The sequence below is a fragment of the Chelatococcus composti genome, assembly GCF_014201415.1.
Lineage (GTDB): Bacteria > Pseudomonadota > Alphaproteobacteria > Rhizobiales > Beijerinckiaceae > Chelatococcus_A > Chelatococcus_A composti.
The window spans coordinates 14,100-27,885 of record NZ_JACHEH010000008.1; the positions used below are offsets into that span (position 1 = coordinate 14,100).

Annotated in this window: 14 protein-coding genes; 2 read left to right on the forward strand and 12 right to left on the reverse strand. The window is 68.0% G+C overall.

Annotation, left to right across the window (positions count from 1 at the left end):
- Positions 1-2: 2 nt before the first annotated feature.
- The gene (locus tag HNQ73_RS15695; RefSeq protein ID WP_183335990.1) at positions 3-1,472 is read right to left on the reverse strand and encodes an NAD-dependent succinate-semialdehyde dehydrogenase; all 1,470 of its coding nucleotides are present in this window, start codon (positions 1,470-1,472) and stop codon (positions 3-5) included.
- A gap of 216 nt (positions 1,473-1,688) precedes the next feature.
- Between HNQ73_RS15695 and HNQ73_RS15700 the strand changes: the two genes are divergently transcribed.
- Complete coding sequence (locus HNQ73_RS15700; RefSeq protein ID WP_183335992.1) at positions 1,689-2,150, forward strand: MarR family winged helix-turn-helix transcriptional regulator; 462 nt, start codon at positions 1,689-1,691, stop codon at positions 2,148-2,150.
- Positions 2,151-2,155: 5 nt separating this feature from the next.
- Here HNQ73_RS15700 and HNQ73_RS15705 read toward each other — a convergent pair whose 3' ends face one another.
- From HNQ73_RS15705 to ccoN, 11 genes are all read right to left on the reverse strand, one after another.
- Positions 2,156-3,715, reverse strand: a complete 1,560-nt coding sequence (locus tag HNQ73_RS15705) for a DHA2 family efflux MFS transporter permease subunit (protein ID WP_183335994.1) — start codon at positions 3,713-3,715, stop codon at positions 2,156-2,158.
- 26 nt (positions 3,716-3,741) lie between these two features.
- Complete coding sequence (locus tag HNQ73_RS15710) at positions 3,742-4,917, reverse strand: HlyD family secretion protein (RefSeq protein ID WP_244650253.1); 1,176 nt, start codon at positions 4,915-4,917, stop codon at positions 3,742-3,744.
- 5 nt (positions 4,918-4,922) lie between these two features.
- Positions 4,923-5,381 (reverse strand): MarR family winged helix-turn-helix transcriptional regulator, encoded by a 459-nt coding sequence (locus HNQ73_RS15715; RefSeq protein WP_183335999.1) that lies wholly within the window; start codon positions 5,379-5,381, stop codon positions 4,923-4,925.
- Between the two features lie 165 nt (positions 5,382-5,546).
- A complete protein-coding gene (ccoS, locus tag HNQ73_RS15720; RefSeq protein WP_183336001.1) occupies positions 5,547-5,729 on the reverse strand; it encodes a cbb3-type cytochrome oxidase assembly protein CcoS in 183 nt (60 codons plus the stop codon).
- Entirely contained in the window at positions 5,726-7,990 is a 2,265-nt protein-coding gene (locus HNQ73_RS15725; RefSeq protein ID WP_183336003.1) for a heavy metal translocating P-type ATPase, read from the reverse strand. The genes ccoS and HNQ73_RS15725 overlap by 4 nt, the downstream gene beginning before the upstream one ends.
- A 4-nt stretch (positions 7,991-7,994) precedes the next feature.
- Positions 7,995-8,789: a DUF2189 domain-containing protein gene (locus tag HNQ73_RS15730; protein ID WP_183336004.1), complete on the reverse strand. Its 795-nt coding sequence runs from the start codon at positions 8,787-8,789 to the stop codon at positions 7,995-7,997.
- Between the two features lie 24 nt (positions 8,790-8,813).
- Positions 8,814-9,044, reverse strand: coding sequence for a hypothetical protein (locus HNQ73_RS15735; RefSeq protein WP_183336151.1), 231 nt, complete (start codon positions 9,042-9,044; stop codon positions 8,814-8,816).
- A 3-nt stretch (positions 9,045-9,047) separates the two neighbouring features.
- Positions 9,048-9,920 carry a cytochrome-c oxidase, cbb3-type subunit III gene (gene ccoP / locus HNQ73_RS15740; RefSeq protein WP_183336006.1) on the reverse strand — a complete coding sequence of 291 codons (873 nt, stop codon included), beginning with the start codon at positions 9,918-9,920 and terminating at the stop codon, positions 9,048-9,050.
- On the reverse strand, positions 9,911-10,078 hold the full coding sequence (locus HNQ73_RS15745; protein WP_183336008.1) for a cbb3-type cytochrome oxidase subunit 3: 168 nt from the start codon (positions 10,076-10,078) through the stop codon (positions 9,911-9,913). The genes ccoP and HNQ73_RS15745 overlap by 10 nt, the downstream gene beginning before the upstream one ends.
- On the reverse strand, positions 10,075-10,815 hold the full coding sequence (gene ccoO / locus HNQ73_RS15750; RefSeq protein WP_373284926.1) for a cytochrome-c oxidase, cbb3-type subunit II: 741 nt from the start codon (positions 10,813-10,815) through the stop codon (positions 10,075-10,077). The genes HNQ73_RS15745 and ccoO overlap by 4 nt, the downstream gene beginning before the upstream one ends.
- A gap of 5 nt (positions 10,816-10,820) precedes the next feature.
- On the reverse strand, positions 10,821-12,473 hold the full coding sequence (gene ccoN / locus HNQ73_RS15755; protein WP_183336012.1) for a cytochrome-c oxidase, cbb3-type subunit I: 1,653 nt from the start codon (positions 12,471-12,473) through the stop codon (positions 10,821-10,823).
- A 312-nt stretch (positions 12,474-12,785) separates the two neighbouring features.
- Here ccoN and HNQ73_RS15760 point away from each other — a divergent pair, with 312 nt between their 5' ends.
- The gene (locus HNQ73_RS15760; protein ID WP_183336020.1) at positions 12,786-13,772 is read left to right on the forward strand and encodes a metal ABC transporter solute-binding protein, Zn/Mn family; all 987 of its coding nucleotides are present in this window, start codon (positions 12,786-12,788) and stop codon (positions 13,770-13,772) included.
- Positions 13,773-13,786 lie beyond the last annotated feature (14 nt).

Genomic DNA, 13,786 nt, shown 5'->3' on the forward strand with positions numbered 1-13,786 from the left:
CCTCACAGGCCCCCGACGCAGACGTACTTGATGTTCAGGTAGTCGTCGATCCCATATTTCGAGCCCTCGCGGCCGACGCCGGATTCCTTGACGCCGCCGAAGGGTGCAACCTCGGTAGTGATGAGCCCTTCGTTGATGCCGACGAGGCCGTATTCCAGCGCCTCTGAAACCCGGAAGGCGCGGCCGAGGTCGCGCGTGTAGAAGTAGCAGGCAAGACCGTATTCGGTATCGTTGGCGAGTCGCACGGCCTCCGCCTCGTCCCTAAAGCGGAAGAGCGGCGCCAGCGGCCCGAAGGTCTCCTCGCGGGCGACAGCCATGGCGGGAGTCGCATCCGCAATCACTGTCGGCTCGAAGAAGTTGCCGCCTAGCCCCTGGTGGCGCCGGCCGCCGGTGAGCAGGCGCCCGCCCTTGGCGAGGGCGTCAGCGATATGCTCCTCCACCTTGGCGACGGCCCGTTCGTCGATGAGCGGGCCCTGCACGACCCCTTCCTCGAAGCCGTTGCCGACCTTCATGGCCGCGGATGCCCGGGCGAGGCGCTCGGCAAAGGCATCGTAGATGCCCTCCTGGACGAGGAACCGGTTGGTGCAGACGCAGGTCTGGCCGGCGTTGCGGTACTTGGCGACCATAGCCCCCTCGACGGCCCGGTCGAGGTCCGCGTCGTCGAAGACGATGAAGGGGGCGTTACCGCCCAGCTCCATCGACACTTTCTTCATCGTGCGCGCCGCCTGCTCCGCGAGCTGCTTGCCGACCTCCGTCGAGCCGGTGAACGTGATCTTCTTGACCAGCGGGTTCGACGTCAGTTCCGCCCCGATCTGCCGCGCCGCGCCAGTGAGGATGTTGACGACGCCGGCGGGAATGCCGGCTTCCTCGCACAGCACGCCCCAGGCGAGGGCCGAATAGGGAGTCTGTGAGGCCGGCTTGATGACGATGGTGCAGCCGGCTGCGAGCGCGGCGCCGAGCTTGCGCGCGATCATGGATGAGGGGAAGTTCCACGGCGTGATGGCGCCGACGACGCCCACAGGATCCTTGGTGATGAGGATGCGCCGGTTCTGCCATGGCGAGGGGATGACATCGCCGTAGATGCGCCGCCCCTCCTCGGCGAACCACTGCACATAGGCAGCCGACATGCCGACCTCGCCGCGCGCCTCGGCGAGCGGCTTGCCCTGCTCGGCGGTGAGGATGCGGGCGAGATCCTCCTTGTTGTCGGTGATGAGCTGGGCGAGGCGGCGAAGGTGGTCAGCCCGCTCGGCCGCGGTCTTCTCACGCCAGGCGGGGAAGGCAGCGTCCGCGGCCTCGATGGCGCGGGCGGTCTCGGCCCTGCCGGCATTGGGTACGGTGCCGAGGAGCCGGCCTGTCGCCGGGTCCACCACGGCGATGGGCTCGCCGGCGGAGCTGTCCTTGACCCATTCCCCACCGATGAGGATGGCGGAGCGGAAGAGGTCGGGACGCTTCAGTTGAGGCTCGGTCTGCATGGTCGTTCTCTCTGGCTGCTTCCGGCGGGCCCGCGGTGCGGCGCCGGCGAGGCGGGGGAGATGCGCTGGCCGTATCCTCGGCGGGCAATGTGGCGCCGGCAAGGGCCGTGGCCACAACCTGGCCCCGCGGTGGCAGATGGGGCAGGCGACGAGTCGTGTCCGTGTTGCGATCAAATCGCGCACGATTATATTGGGCGGGGGAAAGGAAGGCCTGCGATGACCGCCGCCAAGGATCAGAGGCCTGGGCGCCTCGACGATTTTCTCTGCTTCATGGTCTATTCCACCGGCCTGGCGTTCAACCGCGTCTACAAGCCGCTGCTCGACCGGCTGGGCCTCACCTATTCGCAGTTCCTCGTGATCATGTCGCTCGCGCAGCAGGACGACCAGACGGTCGGCTCCATCGGCGAGGGGCTCTTTCTCGAGTCGAACACCCTGACCCCGCTCATCAAGCGGCTCGAGGCAGCCGGCTTCGTGACGCGGCACCGCGACCCGGACGACGAGCGTGTGGTGCGCGTGTGCCTGACGCAGGCCGGCCGCAGGCTCGCCGAGGAGGCGGCCTGCCTGCCGCAGAAGATCCTGGAGGCGACCGGCATGTCGCCGGACGAGGTCGAGGCCGGTCGCCGCTCGCTCGCGGCCGTGCGCGAGAGGTTGCGCGCTGGCGCCTCCGAGAGGGGCTGAGCCCGTCAGTCGAGCACGGCGTGGTCGGGCTCGCTCTTGCGCGTGCCGGTGCCTGGCCGGCGCATCATCAGGAGCAGCAGCATCGTCGGCAGGGTGATGAGCAGCATCAGCTTGAAGTCGTTGGCATAGGCGATGATCGCCGCCTGCCGGTTGATGACCTGGTCGAGCAGGCTGAGCCCCTGCGTCGTGCCGATGTTCCAGTACTCGCGCGCGGCGCCCGACTGGAGCAGCCGGTTGAAGGGCGTGACGTGCTCGGCCAGCGTCGCGTGCATGATCTGGGTGTTCTGCGACAGGAGGAAGGCCATCACCGAGATGCCGATGGCGCTGCCGATGTTGCGCACCAGGCTGAAGAGGGCCGCCGCGTCCGTGCGCAGCTCGGGCGCCAGCGTAGCATAGGCCACGACCTGCAGCGGAATGAACACGAAGCCGAGCCCGAAGCCCTGCAGCACCGTGGTTATGGTGAGCGTCGCGACGGAGACGTCGGGCGTCCAGTAGGTCATGTCCCAGAGCGAGTAGGCCAGCATCAGGATGCCCAGCATCATGATGAGGCGCGGGTCGAGGCGCGACGAGAGGCGACCTGCGACCATCATGGCGACCATGGTGCCGATGCCGCGCGGCGCCATCAGCAGGCCTGCGGTGGCGACGGGATAGCCGCCAAGCGTCTGGAGGTACGGAGCCAGCAGGGCGGAGCTGGCGAGCAGGATCATGCCGATGCCGAACATCAGCAGGAGGCCGGACAGGAAGTTGCGGTCGTAGAAGATGCGCGGCGGGATGAAGGGCTTCTTCGCCGTGAAGAGATGGACGACGAAGAGGTAGATGCCGAGCCCGGCGAGCACCGCCTCGACGACGATCTCCGTGGAGCTGAACCAGTCCTTCTGCTCGCCGCGGTCAAGCATGAGCTGGAGGGCGCCGATGCCGAGGCTGAGGACGGCGAAGCCCAGCCAGTCGAAGCGCAGCGATGTGTTGCGCTCGGTATCCCTAAGGAAGAACACAAGCCCAGCCACGGCCACGATGCCGAAGGGCACGTTGACGTAGAACACCCAGCGCCAGTTGTAGGCATCGGTGAGATAGCCGCCGAGCGTCGGCCCGAGGATGGGGCCGACCATCACGCCCATGCCCCAGATGGCCATGGCCGAGCCGCGCTGCTCCACCGGGTAGATGTCGAGCATCGTGGCCTGCGACAGCGGCACGAGCGCGGCACCGAAGACCCCCTGCAGCAGGCGGAAGATGACCATCTGCGTGAGGGATTCGGCGAGCCCGCACAGCATCGAGGCGACCGTGAAGCCGACGAGGCAGACGATGAAGAAGCGCTTGCGCCCGAAGCGGCTCGCCAGCCAGCCGACGGGCGAGGTCATGATGGCTGCCGCGACGATGTAGGAGGTCAACACCCAGGTGACCTGGTCGGTCGTCGTCGACAGCGAACCCTGCATGTAGGGCAGGGCGACGTTGGCGATGGTCGAGTCGAGCGCCTGCATGAGCGTCGCAATCATCGCGCACAGGGTGATGATGCCGCGATGCCGGCCGAGATCCTCGGCCGGAGCCGTATGGGCGGGCGGTGCGCTCATGGCTGGTCCTCCTCCACCGGCGGCCTTCAGAAGAGGTCGCCGAGGCTGCGCCGGTGGCCGGTGTCGATGTCGGCGACGACGCTCATGCCGACGCGCAGGGGCGGATCGTCGGGCCGCCGCTCAACAGCGATGCGCACTGGGATGCGCTGCACCACCTTGACCCAGTTTCCGCTGGCGTTCTGGGCCGGCAGCACCGAGAAGGTGGCGCCGCTCGCCGGGCTGATGCTTTCGACACGGCCCGTCCAGACGTGGCCGGGATAGGTATCCACGGCGATGGAGACGGGGTCGCCGGGCTTGACGTAGGTGAGGTCCGTTTCCTTGGCGTTGGCGTCGACCCACACCCTGTCGTCGCCGATGAGGCCGAAGGCGGCGGTGTTGGCGGCGAGATACTGGCCGGGCTGGAGCTGGTCGACCTGGGTGACGATGCCGTCGAACGGCGCGCGCACCACCGTATGGTCGAGCTGGCGGCGTGCCTCCGCGACCTCCGCCTCGGCCTGGAGGAACTGGGGATGCTGCTCGATGTCCGCATCCGCCCGGCCGCCGAGTCTGGCGAGCTGCACCGCCGCTTCCTGACGCAGGGAGGCGAGCTTGCTTTCGGCCGCCTCGAGCGTGAACCGTGCCTCGTCATAGGCGGCGGCGGAGACATTGTTGGTGCGCACCAGGGCGGAATAGCGGTCGAACTGCGCCCGCGCCTGGTCGACCACGGCCTGCTGGGCGGCGATGTCGCGCTCGATGCGCCTGTAGTCCTGGCGCATGGCCTCGAGCGCGAGGCGCGTTTCCGCCAGTTTCGCCTCGGCCTTGTCGAGCGCGATGCGGAACTGGCGCGGGTCGAGCCGGAAGAGCACGTCGCCCGCCTTCACGGCCTGGCCCTCGCGCACCCCGACACGTTCGACGATGCCGGACATGTCCGTCGAGACGAGGAGCTTGGCCGCCCCGACGTAGGCGTCGTCCACGGACACATAGCGCCCGCCGTTGAGCCAGGCGAGCAGGGAACCGACGACGACCACCGCGATGCCGCCGAGCATCAGGACCGGACGGGCGAGCCGCTGGCGCGCCTTTGGCGGGCGCTGGGCAGGTGGCGCCGCAGGCGCGGCCCCCGCGCGCCGCGCCTCTGCGGGCGCGGCCTCGGCGACCTCGTCCGTCCCGGTCCGGTCACGGGCGACGGATGGCGAAGCGGATTGCATCGATATGGACTGCGACATGGCGGTCATCCTTCGTCCGCGGTTCGGCGCATGCGGGGCATGTCGGCCGCGAGGTTGTTCTTGATCGTGAGAAGTGTGCGCGAGAGATCGGCCAGGGCCTCTTCCGGAATGCCCTCGGTCACAGTTTCGAGGAGGGCTTTTCTGTAGGCGAGGACCGTCCGCAGGATGGGCTCGGCAGCGGGCAGGAGGTGAAGCCGCCAGACGCGGCGGTCCTTCGGGTCGCGACGCCGCTCGACAAGCCCGCGGTCGGCCAGCCGGTCGACGAGGCGGCCGATGGAGATGGGTTCCACCTCGATCAGGTCGGCGAGCTCCTGCTGCGACAGGCCCGGCTGCTGGTCGAGCTTCAACAGGATGATCCACTGCGCGCGGCTCATGCCGTGCTCGCGGGCGCGCCTGTCGGCATGGGCCCGGATCAGGCGGGCCACGTCGAAAATCTCGCTGAGAAAGGTGTCGTTGCAGGTCATGCCGGCGCTCCGGTCGGCGATGGGGCGCCGCTCGTCAGGTCGACATATAATAAGCAGGGTTATTATATCTATGCTGCGGATTGCGTGGCAGCCCTGCGCGCCACGCATGATGGTGCCGGCGGGTCACACCCCGCCAGCGCCCGATGCGCCGTGATAATGCTGTCGTCAGCCCTGGCGGGAAGCGGAGTGCCGCTGCGGCAGGATCGGCACGTCCTCGTCGGTGATCACCCGCTCGGCAGCGCCGTCGAGGTCCTCGTACTGGCCGCCGCGCAGCGACCAGAGGAAGACGGCAAGACCGATGCAGCCGAGGCCGAGGGACAGCGGAATGAGATAGAAGAAGTCGCTCATGCGTGGGCCTCCGAGAGCCGGGCGGCGGCCAGCCGGCCCTGCTCGCGCGCTCCGCCCTCGGCGCGGCCGAGACGCAGCGCATTCGCCACCACGATGATCGACGAAGACGACATGGCGATGGCGGCGACGAGCGGCGTCACGTAGCCAAGCACCGCGAAGGGCATGGCGATGGCATTGTAGATGAGCGCGAGGGCGAGGTTCTGTCGCGTCAGCGCGTGCGCGGCCCGGGAGAGGCGGAGCACGGCGGGCACGGCCTCCAGCCCCTCGCGCAGGAAGACGAAGTCGGCGGCGTTGCGGCCGATATCGGCGGCGGTGGAGGGCGCCATCGAGGCATGGGCGGCGGCGAGCGCAGGCGCGTCGTTGAGGCCGTCGCCCACCATCAGCACCTTGCGGCCCTCCGCGGCGAGCGTCGCGAGCCTCACCACCTTGTCGCCGGGCACGAGATCCCCCGCATATTCGTCGATGCCGAGTGCGCCGGCGAGGCGCTGCACCTCATCGCTGCGGTCGCCGGAGAGCAGGACGATCCTCAGCCCCTCGTCCTTCAGCGTCTGCACCGCCTGCCGGGCGCCCGGCCGCAGCCGGTCGGCAAAGGCGAAGCGGGCGACGGGACGGCCATTGCACGACAGCACCGTGCCCGTGATGCTGCCGGCATCCCGCAGCGCCCACGCCGCGCGGCCGAGGCGGTGGACGTCGCTGCCGAGCTTCGCCTCGAGGCCGAGGCCGGGATGTTCGCGGACCTCGTCGAAGACGGGAGCGAGCGGCACCCTGTCCTGCGCCGCTGCGACGATGGCGCGCGAGTGGGGATGGCGCGAATGGGCGCAGATGCCCGCGGCGACGGCGAGATCAGCCGGGGCAATATCGTCTCCGTTGGTGAGCACCAGGGTGCCGAGCGTCAGAGTCCCCGTCTTGTCAAAGACGACCGTGTCGACCTCGGTGATGCGTTCCAGCGCGCCGCCGTCCTTCACCATGATGCCGACCTCGAAGAGGCGGCGGGCGGCGACCACCTGCACCATCGGTACGGCCAGCGCCAGGGCGCAGGGGCAGGTGATGATGAGCACGGCAACGGCGATGGAGAGCGACTCGTGCCAGCCACCGCCGGCAAGCATCCAGCCGACGAAGGTGACGAAGGCGGCCGTATGGACGACGGGGGCATAGAGCGAGGCTGCGCGGTCGGCGAGGCGGCGGTAGCGCGAGCGTCCGCTCTCGGCCGCCTCCATGAGGCGTACCATCTCGGCGAGGAAGGAATCCTTGGCCGCGGCCCGCGCCCGCATGGTCACCGGCCCGGTGAGGTTGAGCGTGCCGGCCTCGACCGTGGCACCCGGGCCGACCTCGCGCGGCAGGCTCTCGCCGTTGACGAGCGAGCAGTCGATGTCGGACCGGCCGGAGAGAATCTCGCCGTCGACCGGGATGCGCTCGCCCGCGGCCACCATCAGCGTCATGCCGGGCTCGATTTCCGCGAGCGGCAGATATTCCTGCCGTCCGTCAGGATGGACGACATGGGCGCCGCGCGCTGCGAAGCGCGCGAGACCCTTGACGGCGGTGCGCGCCCGCTCCCGCATCACGTGGTCGAGCGTGCGGCCGACGAGCAGGAAGAAGATGAGCGATACGGCCGCGTCGAAATAGGCATGGGCGCCGCTGTTGAGCGTGTCATAGAGGCTCATGCCAAAGGCAATGAGGATGCCGATGGAGATCGGCACATCCATGTTCGTACGCCGGTGGCGCAGCGCGTTCCAGGCAGAGCTGAAGAAGATGCGGCCAGAATAGCCGATGGTCGGCAGCGCGATGGCGGCGGAGATGAGGTGGAAGAGGTCCCGTGTGCCCGCCTCGGCGCCCGCCCACACGGCAACCGACATCAGCATGATGTTCATCGCGCCAAAGCCTGCCACGGCCAGGGCGCGCACGAGGCGGGCGAGTGTCTCGTCCCGCTCGTCGGCGGCAGGGTCGTCGAGATGTGCAGGATAGCCGATCGACGCCAGCGTCGGGATGAAGGCGCACGGGTTCGCCGACTCCCGCCAGCGCACCGAGACCCGCCGCGTGGAGAGATTGACGCGGGCACCCTCGACCCCTTCCAGGCGGCCGAGGGTGCTCTCGATGGCGCGCATGCAGGCGCCGCAGTGCACGGCCGGCACGGACAGGTCCGTCTGCCAGAGGCCCTCGCCGATGCGATGGCTGGCGAGCAGGATCTCCTCGCGCGAGGGGCCCGCTTCCGCGCCCGCGGGCGCGGCGGCGAGAGCGAGCGAAGCCTGCCCGCAGCAGCTCATCGGGTCATTCCTCCTGCACGATGGCCTTGTAGGCGTGCCAGGTGCCGTGGCCGAGCACCGGGAACGTGACGATAAGGCCAAGGAGCCCCGTCGCGAGGCTGACGAGGAACAGCGCGAGGGTGATCGCGCCCCAGACCAGCATCACCGGCAGGTTGCTCCACACCAGCGCCATGCTCTTGCCCATGGCCGTGAAGGCATCAACGCGGCGGTCGAGCAGCATCGGGATGGAGAAGGCGCTGATGGCGAAGGAGAAGGCGGCGAACAGCGCCCCGACGAGGCTGCCGACGAGCAGCATGGCGAGGCCGAGGGGGGTGCCGAACAGCATCGCTGCGATGGGGCCGAGGCCGGGCACGAAGGGCTGCCAGCCGAAGAAGAGCGCGTAGATGATGACGGCCGCCCGCATCCACACGAGCATCAGCATCATCAGGAGTGCGCCGGCGAAAAGGATCTGCCCCTTCGAGGCTGCCCGGACGAAGATCATGCCGAGGAGGCTCACCCGCCGTCCCTCGGCGAGGCGCCGGCTCTTCTCATAGAGGCCGATGGCGAGCACGGGGCCGACCACCATGAACCCGGCGAGAGCCGGAAAGAGGATGTAGTCATAGCCGAAGGCGAACAGCCCCCAGATGATGACAACCGACACGGCGAAGACGAGGAAGCCGTAGGCGAGGCTCGCCCCCGGCTGCACCGTGAAGTCCCGCCAGCCCTTCCTGAGCCAGGTGAAGGCCTCCGATGCCGGCAGTCCCCGGTCGAGATTGACGCGGGCGGGCTTGACCGGCGCTTCGTGCGCAACTGTGCTCATGTCCTTTTCCCTCGCTCGCTCCGCTCAGCAGGACGACTTGGCCGCGCGGAAGGCGCCTTCGCTTCCGCCTGGCGTCTTGAGATGGGTGACGCAGTCCGGCTGCGAGGACAACGCCACGATGACGAGATGCGCGTTCGCCCCGATGATGACCGCCGCCGCGACCGCGACGATGAGGAGCGCGGCGACGCGCCCGCGCGACCAGGGCCTGCGGCTCCGGTTCGTGGCCGGGTTTCCGCCTTGCATGGCCGTTGTCATGGCTCACTTGCCTCCGAGATCGAGCACGTAGAGCGTGAGGATCTTGCGGTCGACGTCCGAGAGCCTCTTCTCCCACGCCGGCATGTAGCCCTGGCGGCCGCCCCACACGGTGTCGAAGATCGACTGACGGTCGCCGCCGTAGATCCAGAAGCCGTCCGTCAAGTCAGGCGCGCCCACCTCGGTACTGCCCTTACCGTCCGGGCCGTGGCACGAGACGCAGTTCGCCTCGAACACCGCCTTGCCGGCGGTGATGGCGTCCTTCTCCGGCCCATTGGCGAGGGCGGGATTGCTCAGCGACTGCACGTAGGCGACGACGTTGAGCACGGCCGTACGGTCCAGCATCTGGTCGCGGCCGAAGGCGAGCATCTGAGAGGTGCGGGTCTGCGGGTGGTCGCTGTTGATGCCGACGCGGATCGTCTCGGCCACAGCCTCCGGCGTGCCGCCCCACAGCCAGGCCTTGTCCGCGAGGTTGGGATAGCCCGGTCCGCCCTTGCCCGAGGTGCCGTGGCAGACGGCGCAGTTGTCGCCGAAGAGCGTACGGCCGGCCTGACGCACCTTCTGCATCAGCTCCGCGTCCGCCTGGATGGCGGCATAGTCCTCCTGTGCGATGCGCTGCGTCCAGGTGCGCTGGCGCGCGGCCTCGACCACCTTCTCGCGCACGATCTCGCGCTCGTCGAGGCCGAGCAGACCCTTCGTGTAGGTCACGCCCAGCGGCCAGGCCGGCATCAGCACCCAGTAGACGAAGGCGAACAGGGCAGTGACGCCGAGGAAGAACCACACCACCTTCGGCACCGGAGTGTTCAGCTCCTTGATGCCGTTCCACTCGTGGCCGGTCAGGCGCTGACCGGTATAGGGATCGTAATCGCCTACCGACATGGCGTGTCCTCGTCGTCGATGATGCTCTTGGCCGCTTCGTCGAACCGCTCCTTGTTGGAGGGCCAGAAGGTGTAGGCGACGACGGTGAGGGCCATCGCCATGAGGTAGAAGAGGCCGTAGGACTTGGAGAATGCGACGAGCGTGTCGTGGTCGATCATGGCTTGGCCCCTTCGGTCGATGCGGTCTGCTGGTAGGGAGCGTCAGTCAGGCGGCCGAGCACCTGCAGGTAGGCCACGAGGGCGTCCATCTCCGTCAGCCGGTCGGGCTGGCCGTCGAAGGCCCGCACGTTGGTGGCATCGCCGTAGCGGGCTGTGACGCCGGCCGCGAAGGGGCTGTCCGGCATCGCCTGGCCATAGGCGTCGGCGGCCGCGTTGGCGATCATCTCGTCCGTGTAGGGCACCCCGACCTTGCGCTGCGCGGCGAGGTGCAGCGAGAGGTCGTCTACCTTGAGCGGCGTCTCGGCCAGCCAGCGGTAGCCCGGCATGATCGACTCCGGCACCACGTCGCGCGGGTTGATCAGGTGGGCGACGTGCCAGGCGTCGGAATACTTGCCGCCGACGCGGGCGAGATCAGGCCCCGTGCGCTTGGAGCCCCAGAGCATCGGGTGGTCGTACTTGGATTCCACCGCCAGCGAATAGGGCCCGTAGCGCTCCACGTCGTCGCGCAGGGTGCGGATCATCTGCGAATGGCAGGCATAGCAGCCCTCGCGGATGTAAATGTTGCGCCCTGCAACCTCGAGCGGCGTGTAGAGGCGCATGTCCGGTGCTTCCTCGACCGTCTCGTGGATGGTGAAGAGCGGGGCGATCTCCATGAAGCCGCCGATGCTCGACACCACGATGATGGCGATGACGAAGCCGATGGCATTGCGCTCGAGCTTTTGATGGATGCCGAACATCTCACTCATTCTCCGGCTTGCAGCGACCGGGCGAGGGCCGGGACAACGGGGGCGTCGGGAGCTTCGGCACGCTCGGCGGAAGCCTGGCGGATCGTCATCCAGACGTTGTAGAGGCCGATGACCGCGCCGACGGCGAAGAAGCCACCGCCGATGGCACGGGCGATGTAGTAGGGCCGCATCGCCACGAGCGAGTCGATGAAGGAATAGGCAAGCGTGCCGCCCTCGCTATAGGTGCGCCACATCAGGCCCTGGATGATGCCGGAGTTCCACATCGCGAAGACGTAGATCAGCGTGCCGGCCAGCGAGAGCCAGAAGTGGGCCTCCACCAGCTTGTTGGAGTACATGGAAGGCTGCTTCCAGATCCACGGCACGACGGCGTAGATGGAGCCGAAGGTGATGAGCGCCACCCAGCCGAGTGCACCGGCATGCACGTGGCCGACCGTCCAGTCGGTGTAGTGCGACAGCGAGTTGACGGCGCGGATCGACATGAACGAGCCTTCGAAGGTCGAGAGGCCGTAGAAGACGACCGCCAGCATCATGAAGCGCAGCGTGGCGTCGTCGCGCACCTTGTCCCAGGCGCCGTTGAGGGTGAGCAGCGCATTGGCCGCCGCCAGCCACGAGGGCACGATCAGCATGACCGAGAAGGTCATGCCGAGCGTCTGCACCCACTGCGGCAGGGCCGTGTAGTGCAGGTGGTGCGAGCCCGCCCACATGTACATGAACGTTATGCCCCAGAAGCCGAGGATGCCCATGCGGTAGGAGAACACCGGCCGGCCCGCGCGCTTGGGAAGGTAGTAGTACATCATCCCCAGGAAGCCGGCGGTGAGGAAGAAGGCCACCGCGTTGTGGCCGTACCACCACTGCGTCATCGCATCCTGCACGCCGGCGAAGGCCGAGTAGCTCTTGGCGCTGCCGAAGGAGATCGGCACCGCGAGGTTGTTGACGATGTGCAGGATGGCCACCACGAGGATGAAGGCCATATAGTACCAGTTGGCGACGTAGATGTGCGGCTCCTGCCGGCGCATCAGCGTGCGCAGGTAGATCGAGAAGTAAACGACCCACACCACCACGAGCCACAGGTCGGCATACCACTCGGGCTCGGCGTATTCCTTCGACTGCGTGATGCCGAGAAGGTAGCCACTGGCCGCGAGCAGGCAGAAGAGGTTGTAGCCGATCAGCACAAACCACGGGCTGAACTGGTCGGGCAGGCGGGCCCGCGACGTGCGCTGCAGGACGTGGAACGAGGTGGCGATCAGCGCATTGCCGCCGAAGCCGAAGATGACGCCCGAGGTGTGCACCGGCCGCAGGCGCCCGAAGCTCGCCCACGCGGCGTCGAAGGTCATTTCCGGATAGACGAGCAGCCAGGCGACCCAGTCGCCCACGCCCATGCCGATCACGGCCCAGATCATGGCCAGCACGACACCGGCCTTGGTGGGTGTGTCGTAATACTGGGCAAAGCGCTCCTCGCCCGGTTCCGGCGCGTAGTAGCCGGAGATGACGAAGAACATCAGGACGACGGCAGAGGCCATGATGAGCCCGCCGTGCACGGCCAGAATGTCTCCCCGGCCGGCGACGGCCAGGGCAAGGCCGAGGATCGCCACGGCCGTCAGCACGGCAAGGGCCAGCCGCCTCTCGCCCCTCGTCAATTCGGATATCATGGTGGCGTTGCTCCCGCTCCGCTCCTGGGTCCCTCGGACGGGCGCACAATCCCACCCGTCCCATCAGCCCATAGGACGAGGCGAGCCCCGGTTGTTTGACGTGGATCAAATAACGCGAGGGCGCCTTCGCTCCGGCGCGCGCTTTTCCAGCCTTTCCGATGCGGCAAAGTGCCCGCCCCGGACGGCCGCAAGGCGCGGAACCGCAGGCCGCGGCTGCCGTTGTCGAAAATGCAACTCATTTGCACTTGCGCGACGGAGGCGGGTTGTCTATACCTGCAATTGCAATTCATTCGCAACAGGAGGTGATGCTTCATGACCGGTGCCACGCGACGCGGCCTCATCGCCGGAGCTGCTGCGGCTTTGCTCACTTTCGCCGCCGCAGCGGGTCCTGCCGGGGCGCAGTCGCCGCCGGACGGCAGGCTCACCATCGTTGCCACCACTGGCATGATTGCCGACGCCGTGCGCCAGGTGGCGGGCGACCGGGCCGAGGTAAAGGCCCTGATGGGCCCCGGCGTGGACCCGCACACCTATCGCCAGACCCGTTCGGATATCGTGGCCATGACGCAGGCTGATGCCGTCATGTGGCATGGCCTCTACCTCGAGGCGCAGCTCGAGTCCTTCTTCGCCGATCTTTCCAGGCACAAGAAGGTTTTCGCCCTCGCCGAGAGCCTGCCCAAGGCCGAGCTGCTGGCGCACGAGGATTACGAGGGCCGTTATGATCCGCACGTCTGGATGGCGCCGCGCCTGTGGAAGGGCGTCGTCCTGGCCGCGCGCGACGCGCTGATTTCGCTCGATCCGGCCGGCGAGGAGACCTACCGGCGCAATGCGTCCGCCCATCTTGAGGAGATCGACAGGCTCGCCGATTATGGAGACAGCGTCATGGCGAGCGTGCCGGTCGCCTCGCGCGTCCTCGTCACGGCGCACGATGCCTTCCGCTACTTTGGCCGCGCCTATGGCTTCGAGGTGCTCGGCATCCAGGGCATCTCCACCGAGAGCGAGGCCGGGCTCAAGCACATCGAGGACCTCGTCGGCATCCTGGTCGAGCGCAAGATCGGTGCGATCTTCGTCGAGACCTCGGTGCCGGACCGAAACGTCAAGGCCCTCATCGAGGGTGCGGCGGCGCGCGGCCACAAGGTGGTCATCGGTGGCGAGCTTTTCTCGGACGCCATGGGCCGGCCCGGCACCTACGAGGGTACCTACATCGGCATGATCGACCACAACCTCACGACCATCGCCAGGGCCCTCGGCGGCGATGCGCCGTCCCGCGGCTTTCAGGGCAGGCTCGCCCCGGCCGACTGAAGGGGCCTGACGCC